This is a genomic window from Micromonospora sp. CA-248212 (genome assembly GCF_050948405.1).
In the GTDB taxonomy this organism is placed as follows: Bacteria; Actinomycetota; Actinomycetes; order Mycobacteriales; family Micromonosporaceae; genus Micromonospora.
Map to the genome: position 1 here is coordinate 3,323,794 of NZ_CP192023.1, position 20,831 is coordinate 3,344,624.

Annotated in this window: 20 protein-coding genes; 9 read left to right on the forward strand and 11 right to left on the reverse strand. The window is 72.1% G+C overall.

The window, feature by feature from the left end:
- Nucleotides 1-341 precede the first annotated feature (341 nt).
- On the reverse strand, nt 342-1,085 hold the full coding sequence (locus tag ACQP03_RS15935) for an SAM-dependent methyltransferase (protein ID WP_357119311.1): 744 nt from the start codon (nt 1,083-1,085) through the stop codon (nt 342-344).
- A 104-nt stretch (nt 1,086-1,189) separates the two neighbouring features.
- On the opposite strand from ACQP03_RS15935, the gene mug reads away from it, so the two are divergent.
- On the forward strand, nt 1,190-1,783 hold the full coding sequence (gene mug / locus ACQP03_RS15940) for a G/U mismatch-specific DNA glycosylase (RefSeq protein ID WP_357119308.1): 594 nt from the start codon (nt 1,190-1,192) through the stop codon (nt 1,781-1,783).
- On the opposite strand, the gene ACQP03_RS15945 is transcribed toward mug, so the two are convergent.
- Both ACQP03_RS15945 and ACQP03_RS15950 read right to left on the reverse strand, forming a co-directional pair.
- A complete protein-coding gene (locus tag ACQP03_RS15945; protein ID WP_357119305.1) occupies nt 1,756-2,256 on the reverse strand; it encodes an SRPBCC family protein in 501 nt (166 codons plus the stop codon). The genes mug and ACQP03_RS15945 overlap by 28 nt on opposite strands.
- Nucleotides 2,253-2,615: an ArsR/SmtB family transcription factor gene (locus ACQP03_RS15950; protein ID WP_357119302.1), complete on the reverse strand. Its 363-nt coding sequence runs from the start codon at nt 2,613-2,615 to the stop codon at nt 2,253-2,255. The genes ACQP03_RS15945 and ACQP03_RS15950 overlap by 4 nt, the downstream gene beginning before the upstream one ends.
- Nucleotides 2,616-2,704: 89 nt before the next feature.
- Between ACQP03_RS15950 and ACQP03_RS15955 the strand changes: the two genes are divergently transcribed.
- On the forward strand, nt 2,705-3,805 hold the full coding sequence (locus ACQP03_RS15955) for a calcium:proton antiporter (RefSeq protein WP_355053005.1): 1,101 nt from the start codon (nt 2,705-2,707) through the stop codon (nt 3,803-3,805).
- A gap of 71 nt (nt 3,806-3,876) precedes the next feature.
- Here the strand turns inward: ACQP03_RS15955 and ACQP03_RS15960 are convergent, their stop codons facing one another.
- The 3 genes from ACQP03_RS15960 to ACQP03_RS15970 form a co-directional block, all read right to left on the reverse strand.
- Nucleotides 3,877-5,130, reverse strand: coding sequence for an RNA polymerase sigma factor (locus ACQP03_RS15960; protein ID WP_357398159.1), 1,254 nt, complete (start codon nt 5,128-5,130; stop codon nt 3,877-3,879).
- Nucleotides 5,131-5,134: 4 nt separating this feature from the next.
- Nucleotides 5,135-5,527, reverse strand: a complete 393-nt coding sequence (locus ACQP03_RS15965) for a YciI family protein (protein ID WP_357119296.1) — start codon at nt 5,525-5,527, stop codon at nt 5,135-5,137.
- A 201-nt stretch (nt 5,528-5,728) separates the two neighbouring features.
- Nucleotides 5,729-6,094: a hypothetical protein gene (locus tag ACQP03_RS15970; protein WP_357398156.1), complete on the reverse strand. Its 366-nt coding sequence runs from the start codon at nt 6,092-6,094 to the stop codon at nt 5,729-5,731.
- 318 nt (nt 6,095-6,412) lie between these two features.
- Here ACQP03_RS15970 and ACQP03_RS15975 point away from each other — a divergent pair, with 318 nt between their 5' ends.
- Both ACQP03_RS15975 and ACQP03_RS15980 read left to right on the forward strand, forming a co-directional pair.
- Complete coding sequence (locus ACQP03_RS15975; RefSeq protein WP_357119291.1) at nt 6,413-7,156, forward strand: neutral zinc metallopeptidase; 744 nt, start codon at nt 6,413-6,415, stop codon at nt 7,154-7,156.
- 122 nt (nt 7,157-7,278) lie between these two features.
- Nucleotides 7,279-7,929: an HAD family hydrolase gene (locus ACQP03_RS15980; RefSeq protein WP_357398176.1), complete on the forward strand. Its 651-nt coding sequence runs from the start codon at nt 7,279-7,281 to the stop codon at nt 7,927-7,929.
- A gap of 70 nt (nt 7,930-7,999) precedes the next feature.
- On the opposite strand, the gene ACQP03_RS15985 is transcribed toward ACQP03_RS15980, so the two are convergent.
- From ACQP03_RS15985 to ACQP03_RS16000, 4 genes are all read right to left on the reverse strand, one after another.
- Nucleotides 8,000-10,555, reverse strand: coding sequence for an ABC transporter permease (locus tag ACQP03_RS15985; RefSeq protein WP_357119289.1), 2,556 nt, complete (start codon nt 10,553-10,555; stop codon nt 8,000-8,002).
- On the reverse strand, nt 10,555-11,322 hold the full coding sequence (locus ACQP03_RS15990) for an ABC transporter ATP-binding protein (RefSeq protein ID WP_357119286.1): 768 nt from the start codon (nt 11,320-11,322) through the stop codon (nt 10,555-10,557). The genes ACQP03_RS15985 and ACQP03_RS15990 overlap by 1 nt, the downstream gene beginning before the upstream one ends.
- A gap of 330 nt (nt 11,323-11,652) precedes the next feature.
- A complete protein-coding gene (locus tag ACQP03_RS15995) occupies nt 11,653-12,339 on the reverse strand; it encodes a response regulator transcription factor (RefSeq protein WP_355053013.1) in 687 nt (228 codons plus the stop codon).
- Between the two features lie 250 nt (nt 12,340-12,589).
- A complete protein-coding gene (locus ACQP03_RS16000; RefSeq protein WP_357398150.1) occupies nt 12,590-13,504 on the reverse strand; it encodes a RecB family exonuclease in 915 nt (304 codons plus the stop codon).
- A gap of 173 nt (nt 13,505-13,677) precedes the next feature.
- Between ACQP03_RS16000 and ACQP03_RS16005 the strand changes: the two genes are divergently transcribed.
- From ACQP03_RS16005 to ACQP03_RS16015, 3 genes are read left to right on the forward strand one after another with little or no spacing between them, the layout of a single operon-like run.
- Complete coding sequence (locus tag ACQP03_RS16005; protein ID WP_357398172.1) at nt 13,678-14,736, forward strand: M50 family metallopeptidase; 1,059 nt, start codon at nt 13,678-13,680, stop codon at nt 14,734-14,736.
- The gene (locus ACQP03_RS16010; RefSeq protein WP_396805152.1) at nt 14,733-15,734 is read left to right on the forward strand and encodes a tRNA (adenine-N1)-methyltransferase; all 1,002 of its coding nucleotides are present in this window, start codon (nt 14,733-14,735) and stop codon (nt 15,732-15,734) included. The genes ACQP03_RS16005 and ACQP03_RS16010 overlap by 4 nt, the downstream gene beginning before the upstream one ends.
- A gap of 28 nt (nt 15,735-15,762) precedes the next feature.
- Nucleotides 15,763-16,335, forward strand: coding sequence for a hypothetical protein (locus ACQP03_RS16015; protein ID WP_007459901.1), 573 nt, complete (start codon nt 15,763-15,765; stop codon nt 16,333-16,335).
- A gap of 47 nt (nt 16,336-16,382) precedes the next feature.
- Here ACQP03_RS16015 and ACQP03_RS16020 read toward each other — a convergent pair whose 3' ends face one another.
- The gene (locus ACQP03_RS16020; RefSeq protein ID WP_357119276.1) at nt 16,383-16,676 is read right to left on the reverse strand and encodes a ferredoxin; all 294 of its coding nucleotides are present in this window, start codon (nt 16,674-16,676) and stop codon (nt 16,383-16,385) included.
- Between the two features lie 179 nt (nt 16,677-16,855).
- Here ACQP03_RS16020 and arc point away from each other — a divergent pair, with 179 nt between their 5' ends.
- Nucleotides 16,856-18,640 carry a proteasome ATPase gene (arc, locus tag ACQP03_RS16025; protein ID WP_357170269.1) on the forward strand — a complete coding sequence of 595 codons (1,785 nt, stop codon included), beginning with the start codon at nt 16,856-16,858 and terminating at the stop codon, nt 18,638-18,640.
- A gap of 130 nt (nt 18,641-18,770) precedes the next feature.
- Nucleotides 18,771-20,738 carry a hypothetical protein gene (locus ACQP03_RS16030; protein WP_357170272.1) on the forward strand — a complete coding sequence of 656 codons (1,968 nt, stop codon included), beginning with the start codon at nt 18,771-18,773 and terminating at the stop codon, nt 20,736-20,738.
- The last annotated feature ends 93 nt before the right edge of the window (nt 20,739-20,831 follow it).

Genomic DNA, 20,831 nt, shown 5'->3' on the forward strand with positions numbered 1-20,831 from the left:
ATGCTCCTTAGCTGAGCGTCGACCCCGCACGGCGCGCGTGGGCGCGTCAGGGGCCATGGTGGCGGTGATGCGGAAGCCGGGCCGCCGATGCTCGGCTGAGGTGATGTGGAGCGGTGGTGATGTGGAGCGGTGGTGATGGTGCCGTGTTGCGGTACACGAGCCAGCCGACGACTCCAACCGGCCAGTGTGGACGGACGGATAGTATCGACTGGTGTCGTTGAGGCAGTAAACCTCCGATGTCTGCGCCCGTCAACCCCACGTGCTGCGGCCTGGGACGCGCGCACGAGCCCGGCATTCGCCGGAGGCGACGTACGCCAGGGCGGTGACCTTGGGCAGAGGTGTCAGCGACCGAGGACCAGGTACGCGAGGCCGAGTACGCCGCGGTAGCCGCCCACGTACTCGCGCAGCCGGTCGTCGAGCTCGGTGCGGACCTGGGCCGCGCGGGGGTCCTCGGGATAGGTCAACAGCCACTCCTGTCGGCCCGCGAGCCAGCTGGACTCGAAGTCGTCCCACTCCCGCTGGTCGGCGGTACTCAGATGCAGCAGCCGCCAGCCTCGCTCACGGGCGGCCTCGACGAGGCCCGCGAGGTCGGTGACGTCCGCACCGAAGATCTCCGCGACCTCCGCGCTGGGATCACGCTGCCAGTACCCCTCGCCGAGCAGCAGCCGCCCACCGGGGCGGACCACGGTGGCGAGGGCGTCGAGGGCCGCTCCGGTGCCCCCGAAGGCGTGCGCCGAGCCGACGCACAGAACCCGGTCGGCCGGCTCCTGCCAGGCGGCGGCCTCGCCCTCCACGAAGGCGACGTGCCGGTTCAGCGATCTCTCGGTGGCGAGCCTGCGGCCCCGGGCGAGGACCGCCTCGTCGGTGTCGACGCCCACGCCCCTCGTCGCGACCGGAGCGGCCACACCGCCGGCGGCGACAGCGCGCAGCAGCAGTTCGCCCCACCCACAGCCCAGGTCCAGCACACGCGCGCCGGGGCGGACGTCGAGGCGGCGCAGCAGCAGGGCCGCGTGCTCCTCCGACAGGGGCGTGTTCCAGCGCATCCGCGCGTAACGGCTGGCGGTCAGGTGGTCGGTGGATTGCATCGGCTCAGGGTGTCAAAGCATGACCATCGGCGCGCACCGGGTCCGTGCGTCGCCGTCGTCGGCAAGCGGGGACGGGCGTCGGCGCGTACGGCAGGATCGGTGTCATGGACGCGGACGTGTCACCGCCGTGGCGGCCGCCGACCCGCCACGAGGTCGCGGCGGCGGCCGGTCGCGGCCTGGTGGATGTCATCGGCCCTGGCCTGCGGGTGCTGTTCTGTGGGTTCAACCCGGGGCTCTACTCGGCGGCGGTGGGGGAGCACTTCGCCCGGCGGGGCAGCCGCTTCTGGCCGGCCCTGCACGGCGCGGGCTTCACCGACCGGGAACTGCGCCCGTGGGAGCGCGCCGAACTGCTCCGGCAGGGGCTGGGCCTCACCAGCCTCAGCAACCGGGCCACGGCCCGGGCCGACGAGCTGACCGCCGCCGAGCTGGTCGCCGGGGTGACCGGGCTGGCGGTCAAGGTCGAGCGGCACCGGCCGCGGTGGGTGGCGGTGCTCGGCGTGACCGCGTACCGGATCGCGTTCGTCCGGCCGAAGGCCGCGCTGGGCCCGCAGCCGGATCGGATGGGCCCGGCCCGGGTCTGGGTGCTGCCCAACCCCAGCGGCCTGAACGCCCACTTCCCGCTGCCGGCGCTGACGGCCGAGTTCGCCCGACTGCGGCGGGAGGTCGACCCTCAGACCCCGTCGGCCAGCGCCTCGTAGTAGGACCGCATCGCCGGGTGGTACTCGTCGAACTCCGGTCGGGGCGTGCCGTCCCGCGAGGCGACCAGCATGTCGAGGTAGTACTCCCAGCCGGCGCCCACCTCGGCGACGCCGTCGAGGCTGCGCAGGTGCTGGGTGAAGCGCAGCTCGGTCGTGCCGTCGGTCTCGGTCAGCGCGAATCCCAGCAGCCAGTCGCCGTGATCGTCGACCATCGACACGGCCAGGCGACGAGGCGGTTCGCACTCCTCGACGCGTACGTCGCACCAGGGCTGCTGCTCCTCGTACGCCATCTGGACGCGGATGGTGTTGCCGGGCCGGGCGTCGCCCTCCCACGGGCCGAACCAGCGGGCGGTGCGCTCCGGGTCCGTCAGGCTCGCCCACACGTCCGCCGCCGGGGCGCGGAAGGTGCGGGTGAGGACGAGGTCGTGGCCGGTGGCGGTGCGGAACAGGCGGCCAGCGGGGGTCCGGGTCATGCGGTGTGCTCCGTTCGATGGGCGGCCGGGCCGCGGGTGCGGCGTTCCCGGCGGGTCCGATAGACCTCGGTCTCGAGGGCGTCGAGGCGCTGCTCCCACTCCTCCGGCGCGGCGAGCCCGCCGAGCCAGTCGACGAGCGGGGCAAGCGGGGCGGGATCGAGGCGGTAGATCCTGGTGCGGCCGACCAGCTCGTCGCGGACCAGCCCGCTCTCGCGGAGCACCCGCAGATGGCGGCTGACCGCCGGGCGGCTGATGGCGAACCGTTGGGCGATCTCGCCAGCGGTCAGCGGCGCGTCACGCAGCATGCTCAGGATGCGCCGCCGTACCGGGTCCGCGATCGCCGCGGCCACCTCGTCCACGCCGAGAAGCGTAACCTATGGGTTACGGATCACGCGACGAGGCGCATCGATGGTGGGCACATGATCACGTGACCTGGCACTCTTGACGCATGCCAGCCCAGCTTCGATCCCGCCTGCTTGATTGGACCGTCGCCGTACCCGTGCTCGCGGTGCTGGTGTTGCTCGTGACGTGGGGGCGAGATCTCCCCGGCCCGGTCGTCGTGGTGGTCGCCGCGCTACTGGGCGGCGCGGTGCTCGCGGCCGTGCACCACGCCGAGGTGGTGGCACACCGGGTGGGGGAGCCGTACGGCTCGCTGGTGCTCGCCGTCGCGGTCACCGTCATCGAGGTGGCCCTCATCGTCACCCTGATGATCAGCGGCCCGGAGAAGACCCAGTCGCTCGCCCGCGACACCGTCTTCGCCGCCGTCATGATCACGTGTAACGGCATCCTGGGCCTGTCCCTGCTGCTCGGGGCGCTGCGCCGGCGGGTGGCCGTGTTCAACCCCGAGGGCACCGGCGGCGCCCTGGCGACGGTGATCACCCTGGCCACGCTGAGCCTGGTCATCCCGACCTTCACCACCGCCCGGCCCGGCCCGGAGTTCAGCCCGGCCCAGCTCACCTTCGCCGCCGTCGCCTCGCTCGCGCTGTACGGGCTGTTCGTGCTGGTGCAGACCGGCCGGCACCGCGACTACTTCCTGCCGGTCGACACCGAGGGTCGGGTCATCGACGCGGAGGAGCACGCCAAGCCGCCCACCACCCGCGCGGCGCTGGTCAGCCTCGCCCTGCTGCTGGTCGCGCTGGTCGCGGTGGTCGGCGACGCCAAGACCGTCTCACCGACCATCGAGGCCGGCGTGGCGGCCGCCAACCTGCCGCACGCGTTCGTCGGTGTGATCATCGCCCTGCTGGTGCTGCTGCCGGAGACCCTCGCCGCCGCCCGCGCCGCCCGCCGCGACCGCGTACAGATCAGTCTCAACCTCGCCCTCGGCTCCGCGATGGCCAGCATCGGTCTGACCATTCCGGTCATCGCCATCGCCTCGATCTGGCTGGACGGCCCGCTGCTGCTCGGCCTCGGCGGCACCCAGCTCGCGCTGCTGGCCCTCACCGCGGTGACGGCGGTGCTGACCGTCGTACCGGGGCGGGCCAACGTGTTGCAGGGCGGCGTCCACCTCGTGTTGCTGGCCGCGTTCGTCTTCCTCGCCGCCAGCCCCTGACGCCACCGTCCGCCCGGCCCGCCTCGGCTGTGGGCGTTCGGCTGGGGTCGACGCCCGGCCGGGTCGCTACCTCAGCCGGCGGGCGGCGGGTCGTCGCCCAGCCGGTCCGCGCGGGCGTTGAGGTAGCGCTGCTGCGCCAGGTTCGTCGAGCGTGCGGCCGCCTTCCGGTACGCCTCGCGCGCCGCGGCCCGCTCACCGGTCAGTTCCCACAGGTGGGCGCGGGCGGCCGGCAGCCGCGGATCGTCGGCCAACCGGGCGTCGCCGTCCAGGTGGGCGAGCAGCGCCAGGCCGGCCCGAGCCCCCCGGCTCATCGCCATCGCGACGGCGTGGTTGAGCGACACCACCGGGTTGTCGGACAGGCCCAGCAGCACCTCGTAGAGGGCGGTGATCTGTGCCCAGTCGGTGGCCGCCGCGCTCGGCGCCTCGTCGTGCACGGCCGCGATGGCCGCCTGGAGCTGGTACGGCCCGACGGGCCCGCGCGGCAGCGCCTCGGCGACCAACGCGACGCCCTCGGCGATCTGGTCGGCCCGCCACCGGGCGCGGTCCTGTTCGGCCATCGGCACCAACTCGCCGTGTGGACCGATCCGCGCCGGCGCGCGGGCGTCGGTGAGCAGCATCAACGCGAGTAGTCCCGTGACCTCGGGGTCGTCGGGCAGCAGCCTTCGCACCAACCGCGTCAGTCGGATCGCCTCGGCGGTCAGGTCGGCGCGCAGCAGCCCCGGCCCGGCGGTACGCGCGTACCCCTCGGTGAACACCAGGTAGAGCACGTGCAGTACCGCGGCGACCCGATCGGCGCGCTCCGTTGCCGTCGGTGGGGCGAACCGGAGGCCGCTGTCGCGGATCCGCTGCTTTCCCCGGCTGATCCGCCGGGTCATGGTCGCCTCCGGCACCAGGAACGCGCGGGCCACCTCCGCGGTGCTCAACCCGCCGACCGCGCGCAGCGTCAGCGCGATCTGCGACGCCGGGGTGAGCGCCGGATGGCAGCACAGGAACACCAGGATGAGCGTGTCGTCGGCGTCCTGGAGCCGGTCGGCGGCCGGCGCGAGCCACTGCTCCGGCAGCATCCACCGGGCCGCCCTCTCCTCCCGCCGCGCCCGCGCCTGGTCGCGCCGGAGCAGGTCGGTGAGCCGCCGGGACGCGACGGTGATCAACCACGCCCGGGGACTGTCCGGTACGCCGTCGCGCGGCCAGGTGTCCGCCGCCGCGATCAACGACTCCTGCACCGCGTCCTCGGCCGTGTCGAAGTGCCCGAAGCGCCGGACGAGCGCGCCGAGGACCTGCGGCGCCAACTCGCGCAGCAGGTCCTCGGCGAGTGTCTCGGGCACGTGCTCAGCCGGCCAGGTCCTCGACGCCCTCGAGCACCGGCCGCACGTCCACGTACGCCCCCGGGGTGTCCGGGTCGACCAGGCCGGCGGCGATCTCGGTGGCCCGGTCGAAGCTGACGCACTCCACGACCGTGTAACCCGCCAGGACCTCCTGCGTCTCTGCGTACGGGCCGTCGGTGACCACGGGCGTCCCGCCCTGCGCCCGTACGCGACGGGCGTGCACGGGCTCGCTCAGGCCCCGCGCGTCGACGAGTTCCCCGGATTCGGCGAGCGCCTGGTGGAACGTCTCCATGTGCTGGTGCATGGCCGCCACCTGCTCAGCCGACATGGCCGGCCGGTCGGAGGGCCGGCCCGACAACGCGTCGTAGTCCCGCTGCGACCCGTAAAGCATGATCATGTATTTCATGGTGGCCTTCCTGTTCCCGGTGCCGCCCCGGCACCGCTCACCAGAAACGTCGAACCCAACCCCACCCCCCCGGACATCCCCGCCCCTCCCGCCCGCCCCCGCTTTCGCCCCGTTGATCATGAAGTTATTGCCATCGATGTCGGCGTGTCGGCGCGATAACTTCATGATCAACGGCAGTAGGCGGGTGGGGGGTTATTGGCCGTAGGAGAGGCGGAGGTGGTTGTTGATCAGGTAGTTGAGGCGGTGGCGGAGGTAGCCGAGGGTGCTCTCGCTGGGCAGGTCCGGGTCGGGGGTGGTCAGGGTCCAGCGCACCGCGCAGTCACCGCCGGGACGCCCGGGTGAGATGTCGAAACGGATCTCGTCCAGTGGCCGGTGCGGCCACAGCGACGACCACACCAGCAGCACCGGCGCGTACCCCGCCACCACCCGTGGCGGCACCTCGTCGTCGCGCAACTCCAGCCAGGGCCGACTGCCGGCCTCGTACGGGTCCCGCAGCGACCGCCACACGACATGCGCCGGGGCCGGTTGGCTTCGTCGACGGCTGCCGAGCACGTGCACGTCGCCCTCCCGACCGGACGGCCACCTCCGCCCCGGCCCATTCTGGCCCCCCGACCCCGACCCCCACCAGGTGAACCGTCCCCACCCACCCCCACCCGATGGGCCCGGTGATCAAGAGGTTCGCGTCACGACACGCCGCACGGGCTGACGCAAACTTCTTGATCACCGGGGGGAGGGGCGGGGGTCCGGGGGAGGGGGAAGGGGTTCTGTGCGGGGCGTGAACCGTCCGGGGTGGTTGTGCGTGAATCCGGTGACGGGCGTGGTGGTCGTACCGTCGGGGTATGGCGTGGTGCGGGCGCCGAGGTCTGGGGAGGCACAGTGGGGGCATGGTCGGGACGCGTCGCGCGGGGACCTCTCGTGGGCCTGGTGGTCGTCGCGCTGGTGTCGCTCGCCTGCGCGGGAGGTGGCCTGGCCGAGCCGGAGGGTGAACGTCCAGGGGCGAACCCGCCGGCCGCCTCGCCGGAGCCGAACACCACCCGCGCCGACAGCACCACCACCGTGGCCGAGTTCAAACAGGACGTCGCCGACGCGCAGGCGATCGCGGAGCGCTACTGGGCGGCCCAGTTCAAGGCGTCCGGGCAGCGCTTCACGCCGATCCGGCGGGTCACCCCGTACCAGCGGGCCGGTGAGGTCTCCTGCGGCGGTCAGCCACTGCCGCGCAACAACGCGGTCTACTGCTCGCAGGGCGACTTCATCGCGTACGACGTGGCCTGGTCGGTGGCGGCGTTCCGCGAGGTCGGTGACGCGTTCGTGTTCTACCTGCTCGGTCACGAGTACGCCCACGGCATCCAGGTGCGCCTGGGCATCAACTACAGCTTCACCATCCAGCAGGAGTTGCAGGCCGACTGCATGGCCGGGGCGTACCTCGGCGACTCGGTGCGCGCCGGCGACCTGAAACTCGCCAAGGGCGACCTGGACGAGTTTCGCGAGGGCGTGGCGGCGGTCGGCGACGACCCGGACCAGCCGTGGTTCGCCGAGGGCGCGCACGGCACCGCCGAACAGCGTACCGACAGGTTCTTCCGTGGCTACGAACGCTCGCTGAAGGAGTGCGACCTGAGCTGAGCGGGGTTGCCCCGGTCACCCTCGGAGCCGTGGCCGCCACCGGCGGCGGACCCGGCTGGCAGGATCGCCGGTGTCGGTCACGACCCCTGGAGGATCCGCTGAGCAGCCAACACCCCGCCGCCGTGCTCTTCGACATGGACGGCACGCTGGTCGACAGCGAGAAGCTGTGGGACGTCGCGTTGCAGGAGCTGGCCCGCGAGTACGGCGGGGAGCTGTCCGCCGATGCCCGCCGGTCGATCATCGGCACGGCCATGGCCGAGTCGATGCGCATCCTGCACGACGACCTGGGCCAACCCGAGCGCGATCCGGAGATCAGCGCGGCGTGGATCAACGCCCGGATCCTGGAGCTGTTCCGTACCGGTCTGCCCTGGCGGCCGGGCGCGTTCGAGCTGCTGCACGCGGTCCGCGCGGCGGGAGTCCCCACCGCCCTGGTCACCTCCAGCCCCCGGGCGCTGGTCGAGGTCGCCCTGGACACCCTCGGGCGGGACACCTTCGACGTGGTGGTCGCGGGTGACGAGGTGGTCGCGGCCAAGCCGCACCCCGAGCCGTACCTGACCGCCGCCCGGCTGTTGGGCGCGCCGATCGAGCGGTGCGTGGCGATCGAGGACTCACCGACCGGGGTGGCCAGCGCGCTCGCCTCCGGGGCGGCCGTGCTGGCCGTACCCGCCGAGGTGGCGTTGCCCCCCATCCCCGCCGTACACCAGGTGCGAAGCCTGGTCGGCGTGGACCTGGCGGCGCTGGCGGCGCTGCTGAACGACCGCGCCGCGGCCTGAAGGAAAGCCGCGGCCGGAAAGAACGAGGGGGCCCCGCGGTGCGGGACCCCCCTCGTTGTCGTACCTGGCGTCAGTCGTGGGCGATCGCGCCCAGGACGTTGATCCGGGCCGCCCGCACGGCGGGGAGCACCGCGGCCACCACCCCGATGATCGCGGCGAGACCGAGGAAGACGACCATCTGCCCCCAGGGGAGGTTCAGGTCGGTGATGCCCTCGTCCTTGAGCGCCTCGACCACCGCGGCGCCGAGGCCGGTGCCGACCGCCACGCCCAGCAGCGCACCGAACACGGAGATCACCACCGCCTCCACGGTGATCATGCCCATCGTCTGGCCGCGCCGCAGGCCGATCGCCCGCAGCAGACCCAGCTCCCGGGTCCGTTCCAGCACCGACAGCGCCAGGGTGTTGATGATGCCGAGCCCGGCGATGATGATGGCCAGCGCCAACAGGATCTTGATCATCGTGAGCAGCCCGTCGAGCGAACTCGTCTGCTGCTTGATGAACGCGTCCCGGTCGGCCACCGACACCTCGGGGCTATCCGCGAGCAGCGTCTCCACCCGCGGTTGCACGTCAGCCACCCGGGCCCCCGGCGCGAGCTGGATGAAGCCCTGGATGGGCTGCGGGATCGCGAAGTCCTTCGCCGCCGTCGCCGGCAACGTCACCGGGTTGGTCAGCTGCGACGACTCGTAGATGCCGCTGATCGTGTACGTGCGGGCCTCGCCCCGGGTCAGCTGCACGCTGACGGTCGAGCCGACCGACCATCCCCGGGACTTGGCGGTGTCGGAGCTGGCGAGCATCTGCGTCGGCGAGAGCCGGTCGATGTCACCCGCGGCGGCCTTCGCGCCGAAGATCTGCCGCAGTGACGCGATGTCGCTGCTCGCCGCCACCCACGTGCTCTCGCCGTCGATGCGCCCCATGTCGCCGTACTCGCCGTCGACCATCCGCACGCCGGGCAGCGCCTTCGCCTGGTCCAGCACGCTCGGGTCGAAGCTCGGCGGACGCGGGCCGCCCTGCTGACCGGCGATCACCAGCTCGGCCTTGATGGTGTCCTGGGCGAGCGCGCTGATGCTGCTCTTGGCCGAGTCCAGGATCACCGTGATGCCGGTGACCAGCGCGATGCCGACCATCAGCGCGGCGGCCGTGATGGCCGTGCGGCGCGGGTTGCGCCCGGAGTTGAGCCGGCCCAGCTTGCCCGGCACCGACCAGGAGAAGATCGCGCCGAGCAGGTTCACCACCGGCCGGCTGATCAGTGGAGTCAGCAGCGCCACACCGATGAAGGCGAACAGCACGCCGCCGAGGATGGTGGCGAGCGTCTGGCCGCCCGCGTTGCCGCTGAGCCCCAGGAACAGCAGCACCGCGCCGATGCCGGTGACCACCGACCCGGCCACGGTGATCTTGGTCAACGACCGGTCCGGCGTGGCCACGTCCTGCATGGCGGCGATCGGCGGGATCCGGGAGGCCCGCAGCGCCGGCAGCAGCGCCGCCACCACGGTGATCACCAGGCCGACGCCGAACGACCCGATCACGGCCGCCGCCGGCACGCCGATCCCGGCCAGGGTCAGCCCACCGGCCAGCTTGCCGAACAGGAACGCCAGCAGCGCGCCCACCCCGATGCCGGCGGCGAGACCGAGCACCGACGCGAGCAGACCGACCGCGATGGCCTCCAGCACCACCGAGCCGATGATCTGGCGGCTGCTCGCCCCGATGGCGCGCATCAGCGCCAACTCCCGGGTGCGCTGCGCCACGATGATCGAGAAGGTGTTGAGGATCAGGAACGTGGCGACCAGCAGCGCCACCGCGGCGAAGCCCAGCAGGATCTTGTTGAAGAACGACAGGCCCTCCTTCAGGCTCGCCGCGGCGTCCTCGGCCAGTTGCTCGCCGGTCTTCACGTCGAAGTCCGCACCAAGGGTGCGGGCCATGTCGTCGCGCAGCGCCTCGTCGGAGACCCCGCCGGCGGTGCGGACGGTGACGCTGCTGAAGGTGTCCGGCTCGCCCAGCATCAGCCGCTGCGCCACCGGGGTGGTGAAGAAGACTTCGTTGACGCCGCCGATCGAGTCCCGGTCACCGCTGTAACCGGCGATGCCGACGAGGGTGAAGTCCCGCTTCTTCGACTCGAACGCGGTCAGCACGCCGACCTTCTCGCCGACGCGCACCTTCGCGGTCGTGGCCAGCGACTTGTTGATCACGATCTCGTCGTCGGCCTGCGGAGCGCGGCCCTCGCGCAGTTGCAGCAGGTCGCTCTCGCCGACCCAGTTCTCACCGAGCTGCGGCGGACCGAACGACGTGACGACCTTGCCGTTGCTGCCGATCACCCGTGCGCCGTCGGCGTTGACGACACCGGTCGCGGAGGCCACCCCCGGCACCTGCTTGACCCGGTCGACCACGGCGGCCGGCAGCGGAGCGGAGGTCTGCTCGCCCTCCAACTCGCTGACCTCGATCTTCGGCTTCGCCGCGACGTTCACGTCGATCTCGGAGAAGCCGTCGGCGAACACCGAGTCGAAGGAGCGACCCAGCGTGTCGGTCAGCACGAACGCGCCCGAGACGAACATGACCCCGAGCACCACCGCCAGCGCGGACAGGATCAGCCGGACCTTGCGGGCCAGCAGACTCTTGAGTGTCGCCCGGAACATCAGTTGCCCACCTCGGCCGGCGTGTCCAGCTTCTTCATGGTGTCCAGCACGGTGTCGGCGGTCGGCTCGATCAGTTCCGACACGATCTGACCGTCGGCCAGGAAGACCACCCGGTCGGCGTACGCGGCGGCGGTCGGGTCGTGGGTGACCATCACGATGGTCTGACCGTGCTCGCGCACCGAGTCGCGCAGGAAGCCGAGCACCTCCGCGCCGGAGCGCGAGTCCAGGTTGCCGGTCGGCTCGTCCGCGAAGATCACCTCGGGGCGGGCGACCAGCGCCCGCGCGCACGCCACCCGCTGCTGCTGACCGCCGGAGAGCTGCGCCGGCCGGTGGTCCAGCCGGTCCTGCAGGCCCACCGTCTTGATCACCGTGTCGTACCAGGCCTGGTCGGGCTTGCGCCCGGCGATCGACATCGGCAGCAGGATGTTCTCCTTGGCGGTGAGCGTCGGCAGCAGGTTGAACTGCTGGAAGATGAAGCCCACCTTCTCCCGGCGCAGCTTCGTCAGCCCCGAGTCGCCCAGCCCGGTGACCGTCGTCTCACCGATCGACACCGTCCCCCGGGTGACCGAGTCCAGACCGGCGAGGCAGTGCATCAGCGTGGACTTGCCGGAACCCGACGGCCCCATGATCGCGGTAAAGCGGCCACGTTCGAACTCCGCGCTTACCCCCCGCAGCGCGATGACCTGGGCCTCGCCGCTGCCGTACACCTTCCACACGTCGTTCGCCCGGGCCGCGGCCTGCGCCTGCCGGCCTACCGTCGCGGTCACGTCATCTACCTCTTCCGTCTGTCCGAATCCCACGCCGCCCCCCGATGGTCCGGCGCGACCGTTCAATCATCGGCGCTGCGAGCGCCCGTCCCGTCCGCCCCTGGGGGGACGCGCAGCGGATTTCCCGCTGCGGGTGCACCCCCATGCCGCATCAGGGTTGCCCCTGACCCGACGGCCGATCGACCGGTTTTGCACACTTCCCCCGCACGTCACAGGAGGGTCAACCGCGCGACGCCGCCTCCGGTCACGGTAGGTGACGACGGCAAGCCGGGCCGTCCCTCCCCGGGGGGATCTTCGGGTACGCCGGGTGAGGTAGTCGCCGCGTGGCGACTACGCCCGTGGGCGGACCAGACCCGACTCGTACGCCAGCACGACGGCCTGCACGCGGTCGCGCAGCCGCAGCTTGGTCAGCAGGTGCCCGACGTGGGTCTTGACGGTGGTCTCGCTGACCGACAACACCGCCGCGATCTCGGCGTTGGACAGCCCTCGGGCCACCTGCACCAGTACCTCACGTTCCCGGTCGGTGAGCGCGTTGAGGGCCGCCGACGGCGTCGCCGCCGGGTCGGGCAACAGGTCGGCGAAGCGGTCGAGCAGTCGCCGCAGGATCCGCGGCGCGACCACCGCGTCCCCGCCGGCCACCGTGCGGATCGCCGCGATCAGCTCCTCGGCGGGTACGTCCTTGGCCAGGAATCCGCTCGCGCCCGCGCGCAGCGCCCCCACCACGTACTCGTCGAGGTCGAACGTCGTCAGCACCAGCACCCGCACCGGCAGGCGGGAGTCGACGATGGCCCGGGTCGCCGCCACCCCGTCCATCCGGGGCATCCGGATGTCCATCAGCACGACGTCGGGCAGGAGCCGTCGGGACAGCTCCACGGCCTCCACGCCGTCACCGGCCTCCGCCACGACGTCCAGGTCGCCCTCGGCGCCCAGCACCATCCGGAAGCCCGTGCGCAGCAGCGGCTGGTCGTCGGCGAGCAGGATCCGTACCGGCCGCGCCGGGGCCACCCGATCGCTCATCTCGTCTCCCGTCCCCGCTCCACCGGCCTGTGCGTCGCGGACCACGGTAGAGGTCGGCCGGGCGCCCTGTCCCGACCCGGACCGCACCGCTCCGGTCGGGCGGTGCCGGGGCTGGGCCCTCCTGACGCCGTCGATCTTGCACTTTCTGTGGGGATAAACGGTGCGAATCCGATGAAGTCGCCATCCGAAAGTGCAAGATCGGCGGGGCGGGGCGGGGCGGGGCGGGGCGGGGTGCGGGTGGGCGGTGGGGTTACTCGTCGGCGCCGGGGGGTGTGGGGGTGGTGCGGGCGTCGCGGAGGGGGTCGGCGGTTGTCGCCGTTACGGGGAACGGGGGTGGGGTGCCGCCGAACGTGGGGCACAGCGCCTGGTGACTGCACCAGTCGCACAGCTTGCTCGGCCGGGGTCGGAAGTCCTGCCGGGCGGTGGCCTGCTCGATCGCCCGCCATAGCGCCACCACGGTGCGCTCGAAGCGGAGCAGCTCGTCGGCGTCGGGCGTGTAGTCCAACACCTCGGCGTCGCGCAGGTAGAGCAGGCGCAGCACCCGGGGCACCACCCCACGGGTGCGCCACAGCACCAGCGCGTAGAACTTCAGTTGGAACAGCGCCCGCGCCTCGAACGCCTCCCGGGGCGCGCCGCCGGTCTTGTAGTCGACCACCCGCAGCGCGCCGTCCGGGGCCACGTCGAGCCGGTCGAGGTAGCCCCGGATCAGCAGCTCCTCGTCGACGACCGCCGAGATCAGGCTCTCGCGCTCGGCCGGTTCCAGGCGGGTCGGATCCTCCACCGCGAAGTAGCCCTCGAGCAGCCCCGCCGCGGAGCGCAGGAACTGCACCGGACCGGCCGGCTCGGCATCGTCGAAGATCGCGGCCAGCTCCGGCTGCTCGGTGACCAGTCGGTCCCACTGGGGGGCCACCAGGTCACCGGCCGCGGCCGGTGTGCGGCTCGACGCGGGCAGGTCGAACAGCCGCTCCAGCACCGCGTGCACCAGCGTGCCCCGGGCCTGCTCAAGGGTCGTCCGCTCGGGCAACCGGTCGATGCTGCGGAACCGGTAGAGCAGCGGACAGGTCTTGAAATCCGCCGCCCGCGACGGCGACAGCGAGGCCCGCACCGTCGGCGGCGTCTGCGCCGGGGGAGAGGACTGGGGGGTGGTGACCGGTTCCGCCGTCATGTGCGCAAAGGTTAGGGCACCGGTGTGACACCGCCCGCCGCCCGCCCCGCAGGTGACCGGTCCGTAGCATCGGTGCGATGGAGCAGACCTCCCGGCCGCCGCGCCGGTCCGACCGGCGACCCGGTCTGAGCGTGGGCCGGGTGTTCGGGGTGCCCCTGCACCTCAACGCGTCGATGCTCCTGCTCGCCGTGCTGGTCGCCGTGCTCTACGCCGAGTTCGCCCGCCGACAACTGGACCTGTCGCAGATCAGCGGCTACCTCATCGGCTTCGGATTCGTGGTCTCCCTGCTCGGCTCGGTGCTGCTGCACGAGCTGGGCCACGCGCTCACCGCCCGCCGCTACGGCATCGGTGTGCGGGGAATCACCCTCGAACTGCTCGGCGGGTACACCGAGATGGAGCGGGACGCCCCGACGCCCCGGATCGACCTGTTGGTCTCGCTGGCCGGCCCGGCGGTCTCCGCGGTGCTCGGCGCCCTCGCGGTCGCCGCCACCCTCGCCCTGCCGGCGGGCACCGTCGGCCACCAGCTCGCCTTCCAGCTCGCGCTGAGCAACGTCATCGTCGCGGTGTTCAACATCCTGCCCGGGCTGCCGCTGGACGGCGGCCGGGCGCTACGCGCCGCCGTGTGGGGTCTCACCCGCGACCGGCACCGTGGCACCGAGGTCGCCGGCTGGGCCGGCCGGGTCGTCGCCGTCGGCACCGCCGCGCTGGTCGGGTTACTGACCGCCACCGACCACCTGGCCCCGGTGGCGCTGCCGCTGATGCTGCTGGTCGCCGTCACCCTCTGGCGCGGCGCCGGGCAGTCGATCCGCGCCGCGCGGGTCAGTCGTCGGTTCCCGCTGATCGACCTGGCCCAACTGGCGCGGCCGATCTGGCCGGTGACCACCGGCACGCCGCTGGCCGAGGCCCAGCGCCGCCGCGCCGAGGGCGGGCAGCCCGCCGCCGCGCTGCTGGTCACCGACTCCACCGGCCGCCCGGTGGCGTTGGTCGACCCGGCCGCCGCCGCGGCCGTACCCGTCGAGCGCCGCGCCTGGCTGGCGGTGGACTCCGTCGCCCGGCCGCTCACCGCGCTCCCCACCCTGACGCTGGGACTCGACGGCGAACGGGTGATGGAGGCCGTGCAGACCCACCCGGGCGCGCAGTACGTGGTGACGTCAGGCGAAGATGTCGTCGGCATTCTGCACATCGGGGACCTGGCACAGCTCCTCGAACCCAACCGGAAGATGACACCGTGACCGCAACTCCCTCCACCGTCGCAGCCGACGACGCCCCCCGGACGCTGACACCCGTGCACCGAGGCCCGTTCCGGCCCGGCGACCGGGTGCAGCTGACCGACCCCAAGGGGCGGATGCACACCGTCACGCTGGAGCACGGCAAGGAGTTCCACACCCACCGCGGCATCCTGGCGCACGACGCGCTGATCGGGCTGCCCGACGGCAGTGTGGTGACCACCTCCGGCGGCGGCACCGCGTTCCTGGCGCTGCGTCCGCTGCTGTCTGACTACGTGCTCTCGATGCCGCGCGGCGCCCAGGTGATCTACCCGAAGGACTCGGCGCAGATCGTCGCGATGGGCGACATCTTCCCCGGCGCCAAGGTCCTCGAGGCCGGCGCCGGCTCCGGCGCGCTGAGTTGCTCCCTGCTGCGCGCCGTCGGCACCGAGGGCGAGCTGCACTCGTTCGAGGTACGCGACGACTTCGCCCAGATCGCCAAGCGCAACGTCGAGGCGTTCTTCAACGGGCCGCACCCGTCGTGGCACCTGCACGTCGGCGACGTCGCGCAGTGCCAGGAGACCGGCTTCGACCGGATCATCCTGGACATGCTCACCCCCTGGGAGACCCTCGACATGGTCGAGCGGGCGTTGGTGCCCGGCGGCGTGTTCATCGGTTACGTGGCCACCACCCCGCAGCTCTCCGAGCTGGTCGAGGCGCTGCGTGAGCGCGGCGGCTGGACCGAGCCGCGCGCCTGGGAGTCGCTGGTGCGCGACTGGCACGCCGAGGGCCTCGCCGTCCGCCCCGACCACCGGATGATCGCGCACACGGCGTTCCTGGTCTCGGCGCGCAAGCTCGCCCCGGGCGTCACCGCGCCGCCGCGTCGCCGCAAACCCAGCAAGGGCACCGAGGCGTACGTGCAGCGCCGCGAGGACCTGCGCGCGGCCGAGGCGGCCCGTCAGGCCGCCGCCGCCCAGGCCGCCGACGCGCAGCCCGACGCGACGGGGGAGATGGACAGGCCGTGACCATCGGTGAGCGGGGGGAGGCGGCCCGATGAGCCGACCGGGTTACGGCGGCGGCGACCTGCCCGCCGTGTTTCCGGACTGGTCGCCCTACCAGGACCTGGAGTCGGCGGCGCGCGCCTATCTGCGGGACCCGGACGTCGCGCTGGAAGCGCTCGGCGGGGTGCTGCGCGGCGCCTCGGTGCTCGGCTTCACCCTGGAACGCTTCGTCAACGAGGTCAACGGGGTGTGGCAGGAGGTCGTCGTCTGCGACGGCAGCCGGCTGATCCTCTGGCACGGCGAGGACGTGCCGCCGGGGGAGGGGCCGCCCGGTTCGATGACGTCGTCGCTGCGGGTGGTGCCCGTCTCCACGGTCACCGAGGTGGGCTGCCGGCGGCGACTGAACCGCTCCGACAGCGGCGAGATCCGGGTCGACAGCATCGACGTCTACCTGCTGCTCACCTCGCTGGACGAGGCGCCGCCGAGCGAGGAGATGGCCGGTACGCCCCGGCACGACGCGCTGCGGTTCGGCAAGACCCTCGACGACGGTGGGGCCGGGCAGATCGCCCGGCTGGAGGAGTTCGCACGGCTGGTCGCCTCGGTGGTCGGCCGCCCGATGCTCTGAGGCGTACCCCGTTGGGGCCGGCGTCGCGCGGACCGCGCGGCGTCGGTTCAGTCGTCCTCGGCGTCCGGGCCGGCGACCTCGACGCCGTCGCCGCGCACCACGTGGATGCAGTCGCCCGGGCACTCCTTCGCGGAGTCGATCACTTCGAGTCGCAGGTGCTCGGGCACGTCGACCCGGCTGCCCGGGGCCAACCTCAGCTCACCGTCGGCGCCCTTGACGTACGCCAGGCCGTCGATGTCGAACTCGAACACCTCTGGCGCGTACTGCACGCAGAGCCCATCGCCCGTGCAGAGATCCTGGTCCACCCAGACCTGCAACTGGTCGGTCGCGACCTCGGCCACCGGTGCACCCCCCATGTTCTCCCGTACCAGCCTCCGACGGTACCCGAACGCCGTTAACGACCCCGCAGACCACCCCTTGGCGATCAAGGTTCAGTGACGAGGGTGTTGCGTGGGACCGAATCGGGCTCATAGCGGCTAGTGTTAGCTCAGAACGTTCAAGCCCCCCGGGGAGGTGGGACGTGGCAGCACGCAGCGACGACGCGGACTCGCGCGCCGCACGGTGGGAGAAGGAAGCCCACGATCTCTCCACGCAGGTCGCGTTCCTTCAGGAGGAACTCGCCCTGGTGCGGCGCAAGTTGACCGAAAGCCCCCGACACGTCCGGCAGCTCGAAGAGCGGCTGGCGGCCACCCAGGCACAGTTGGCGCGGCTGACCGAGAACAACGACCGGCTGGTGAGCACCCTCAAGGAAGCTCGCACGCAGATCGTCACGCTCAAGGAGGAGATCGACCGGCTCGCACAGCCGCCAAGTGGCTACGGAGTCTTCCTGGCCAAGCACGACGACGGCACCGTGGACGTGTTCACCGGCGGCCGCAAACTGCGGGTCGCCGTCTCGCCCTCGCTGGACGTGGCCGAGCTGCGGCGCGGCCAGGAGGTCCTGCTCAACGACGCGCTCAACATCGTCGACGCGTTCGGGTACGAGCGGGTCGGCGAGGTGGTGATGCTCAAGGAGATCCTGGAGGGGCCGAACGGCGGTCCGGGCGACCGGGCGCTGGTGGTCTCCCACTCCGACGAGGAGCGCATCGTGCACCTCGCCGAGACGCTCATCGGCTCGGCGATCCGGGCCGGCGACTCGCTCATGATCGAGCCCCGCTCGGCGTACGCGTACGAGCGGATTCCGAAGAGCGAGGTCGAGGAGCTGGTCCTGGAGGAGGTGCCGGACGTCGACTACTCCGACATCGGTGGCCTCCAGTCCCAGATCGAGCAGATCCGCGACGCGGTGGAGCTGCCGTTCCTGCACGCGGACCTGTTCCGTGAGCACCAGCTCCGCCCGCCCAAGGGCATCCTGCTCTATGGACCGCCCGGCTGCGGCAAGACGCTGATCGCCAAGGCGGTGGCCAACTCCCTGGCCAAGAAGATCGCCGAGCGGCAGGGCAAGGAGAAGCACACCAGCTTCTTCCTGAACATCAAGGGCCCGGAGCTGCTCAACAAGTACGTCGGCGAGACCGAGCGGCACATCCGGCTGATCTTCCAGCGGGCTCGGGAGAAGGCCGGTGAGGGCACGCCGGTGATCGTGTTCTTCGACGAGATGGACTCGATCTTCCGGACCCGTGGCTCCGGCGTCTCGTCCGACGTGGAGAACACCATCGTCCCGCAGCTGCTCAGCGAGATCGACGGCGTGGAGGGGCTGGAGAACGTCATCGTCATCGGCGCCTCCAACCGGGAAGACATGATCGACCCGGCGATCCTGCGCCCGGGCCGGCTCGACGTGAAGATCAAGATCGAGCGGCCGGACGCCGAGGCGGCCAAGGACATCTTCTCCAAGTACATCCTCTCCGGGCTGCCACTGCACCCGGACGACCTCGCCGAACACGGCACCGACGCGCAGGCCACGGTGGCCGCGATGATCGACGCCGTCGTTCTGCGGATGTACTCGGAGACCGAGGAGAACCGCTTCCTCGAGGTCACCTACGCCAACGGTGACAAGGAAGTCCTCTACTTCAAGGACTTCAACTCCGGCGCGATGATCCAGAACATCGTCGACCGGAGCAAGAAGATGGCCATCAAGGAATTCCTCACCTCCGGTCGCAAGGGCCTACGCCTGCAGCACCTCCTCGACGCCTGCGTCGACGAGTTCCGCGAGAACGAGGACCTGCCCAACACCACCAACCCCGACGACTGGGCCCGCATCTCCGGCAAGAAGGGCGAACGGATCGTCTACATCCGTACGCTCGTCTCCGGCGGCAAGGGCACCGAGGCCGGCCGGTCCATCGAGACCGCCAGCAACACCGGCCAGTACCTGTAGGCAGGCGCTGACACCAGCGGGGCCCGGGACGCGACGCGCCCCGGGCCCCGCTCGTCACACCGGCCCACGCCCGCCCACCCGAACCGGTACGCTGTGGCGCTTCCAACCCTGCGAAACGTCGAGGATCCGCGTGCCGTCCGAACTCACCGTCACCGACCCGCCGGCACGCCCTGCGGTCGACCAGCGGACCCCGCCCCCCGCCCGCCCGTACCGCGCGCTGCTCGTCGCGCTGGCGGTCGCCTGGCTGGTACCCGCGGTGGCGTACCCCCTGCACCTGGCCTGGCTGCTGCCCCCGCTGGTGCTGCTGGCCACGGCCAGCCTGCTCCGCGGCGGCCGCACCCTGCTCGACCGGCTCGTGCTCGCCATGCTGCTGCTCGTCGGCGTCACCACCGCCGCCGGGCTGCTCTTCACCCTCTGGCCCTGGGGGCTGCACCCCGTCGCGGTCAGCGGTACCGCGCTCACCGTCCTCGCCCTCATCGCCGCGGCGACCGGCCGACGCCCCACCCTGCCCCGGCCCGGCTGGACCGACCTGCTGCCCGTCGTCGCCACCGTCGCCATCGTCGGCTATTTCGCGTCGCCCTGGCTGCGGGCCGGCCGCCTCGCCGGCCGTCTCAGCCTGCTCGCCCTCGGCGAGGACAACTTCCGCCACGTCGCCCTCGTCGACGCCATCGGACGGCTCGGCGGGTACGTCTTCCTCGACCCCGCCGCCGCCCGCGAGGACATCGTCTCCCTGCTCGTCCGCTACCCGCAGGGCTGGCACCTCAACGCCGCCGTGCTCGACGCGCACCTGCGCTCCGCCACCGGCACCCCGAGCGGCGCGAGCAGCCTCAGCCACTACGGGTGGTGGTGTCTCGCCACCTTCGGCCTGCTCGCGCTCACCCTCTTCTGGGCCGCCCAACGGCTTCCCGGCCCCCTGCACCCGCTGCACCGGGTCGTCCTGACCGTCGTCGTGGGCGCCCTCGTCCTCGGCAGCCAGCTGCCCCGGCTGCTGATCGCCGGCTACCCCAGCGAGGCGCTGGGGCTCGCGCTCGCCGTCGCGGTGACCGCACTCGTCGTACGCCCGCTCGCCGGCAACCGGGAACAACTCGTTCTGCTCGGCGCCCTGCTCATCGGTATCGGCTTCACCTACTACCTGTTCCTCCCCCCGGCCGGGCTGCTGGTGCTCGGTTGGCTGATCGCGCACCGCCGGGAGTTGCTCCGCATCCGCCGGACCGTGCTCGCCGTCGGCCTGGTCACCGCCCTGCTCGCGCCGCTGCCCATGCTGCTGGGGATCTTCGCCGCAGGCCAGACCGAGGCCCTCGACGCCAAGGCCGGCCCGGAGATCGCCGAGGCGTGGCGGGCGCTGCTCGGCCTCACCCCGATCGTCCTGATCGGCCTCGTGATCCAGGCCCGCCGCGCCGACCGGGCCTGGCGCCGACACCTCGCCGCCATCGCGGTAGCCGTCGCCTTCGCCCTCGCCATCGCCCTGGCCAACGTCCTCACCGGCATCCAGCCCGCCTACTACTTCATGAAGGGCGTGCACCTCGCCACCGTCGGCCTGTTCGTCGGCGTCGCCGCCCTCGTCGTGCTGCTGCCCGTCCCGTCCGGCGGCGCGGTCCGCCGCCGTGCCCGCGGCGCCGCCGTCTCCGCCCTTGCCGCCGCCCTGGCCGTGCTCACCGTGGTGGTCCTCTGCGGGCTCACCGGCTGGCGGCACAGCCTGCTCGTGGTCGACAAGCAGAACTGGGCGCAGAGCTGGATCGACCACGACGTCGACAACCCGGTGCGGTTCGCCCAGGTGTGCGCCGCGGCCTACCGCCGCTACCCCGAGCAGCCGGGCACCGTCACCGTGGTGCTCGACCGGACCGGCTACCGCGGTTACGTCGAGTCGATCTGTCTCTCCGCCCTGCAGGGCACCAGCGGGCGGACCGAAAAGGCGATCTATGTGCCGACGTTGTTCGAGGAGCCCGAGCGCACCCGGATGATGCTGCGTACGACCCGAGGCCCACTCCGTCTGCTGATCAGCGACCCGGTCGCGCAACGACGCGTCGACAAGCTGCTGACCAAGTACCCGGATCTACGCGGCCGGGTCACCACCGTTCCAATGACCATCAAGTACTGAACGCGGCGGGCGGGACGCGGGGCGACACCCGTGACCCGCCCGCACCGGCGCGCCCCCGACCCCGAACAGTCGGACTACGCTCGACATGACGGG

Bases quoted from the DNA above. Each gene is read 5' to 3' on its own strand.
- ACQP03_RS15945 (WP_357119305.1), bottom strand. From the start codon at position 2,256: ATGACCCGGACCCCCGCTGGCCGCCTGTTCCGCACCGCCACCGGCCAC.
- ACQP03_RS15995 (WP_355053013.1), bottom strand. From the start codon at position 12,339: ATGAGCGATCGGGTGGCCCCGGCGCGGCCGGTACGGATCCTGCTCGCC.
- ACQP03_RS16005 (WP_357398172.1), top strand. From the start codon at position 13,678: ATGCTCCTGCTCGCCGTGCTGGTCGCCGTGCTCTACGCCGAGTTCGCC.
- ACQP03_RS15965 (WP_357119296.1), bottom strand. From the start codon at position 5,527: ATGATCATGCTTTACGGGTCGCAGCGGGACTACGACGCGTTGTCGGGC.
- ACQP03_RS15955 (WP_355053005.1), top strand. From the start codon at position 2,705: ATGCCAGCCCAGCTTCGATCCCGCCTGCTTGATTGGACCGTCGCCGTA.
- ACQP03_RS15935 (WP_357119311.1), bottom strand. From the start codon at position 1,085: ATGCAATCCACCGACCACCTGACCGCCAGCCGTTACGCGCGGATGCGC.
- ACQP03_RS16015 (WP_007459901.1), top strand. From the start codon at position 15,763: ATGAGCCGACCGGGTTACGGCGGCGGCGACCTGCCCGCCGTGTTTCCG.
- ACQP03_RS16000 (WP_357398150.1), bottom strand. From the start codon at position 13,504: ATGACGGCGGAACCGGTCACCACCCCCCAGTCCTCTCCCCCGGCGCAG.
- ACQP03_RS15985 (WP_357119289.1), bottom strand. From the start codon at position 10,555: ATGTTCCGGGCGACACTCAAGAGTCTGCTGGCCCGCAAGGTCCGGCTG.
- mug (WP_357119308.1), top strand. From the start codon at position 1,190: ATGGACGCGGACGTGTCACCGCCGTGGCGGCCGCCGACCCGCCACGAG.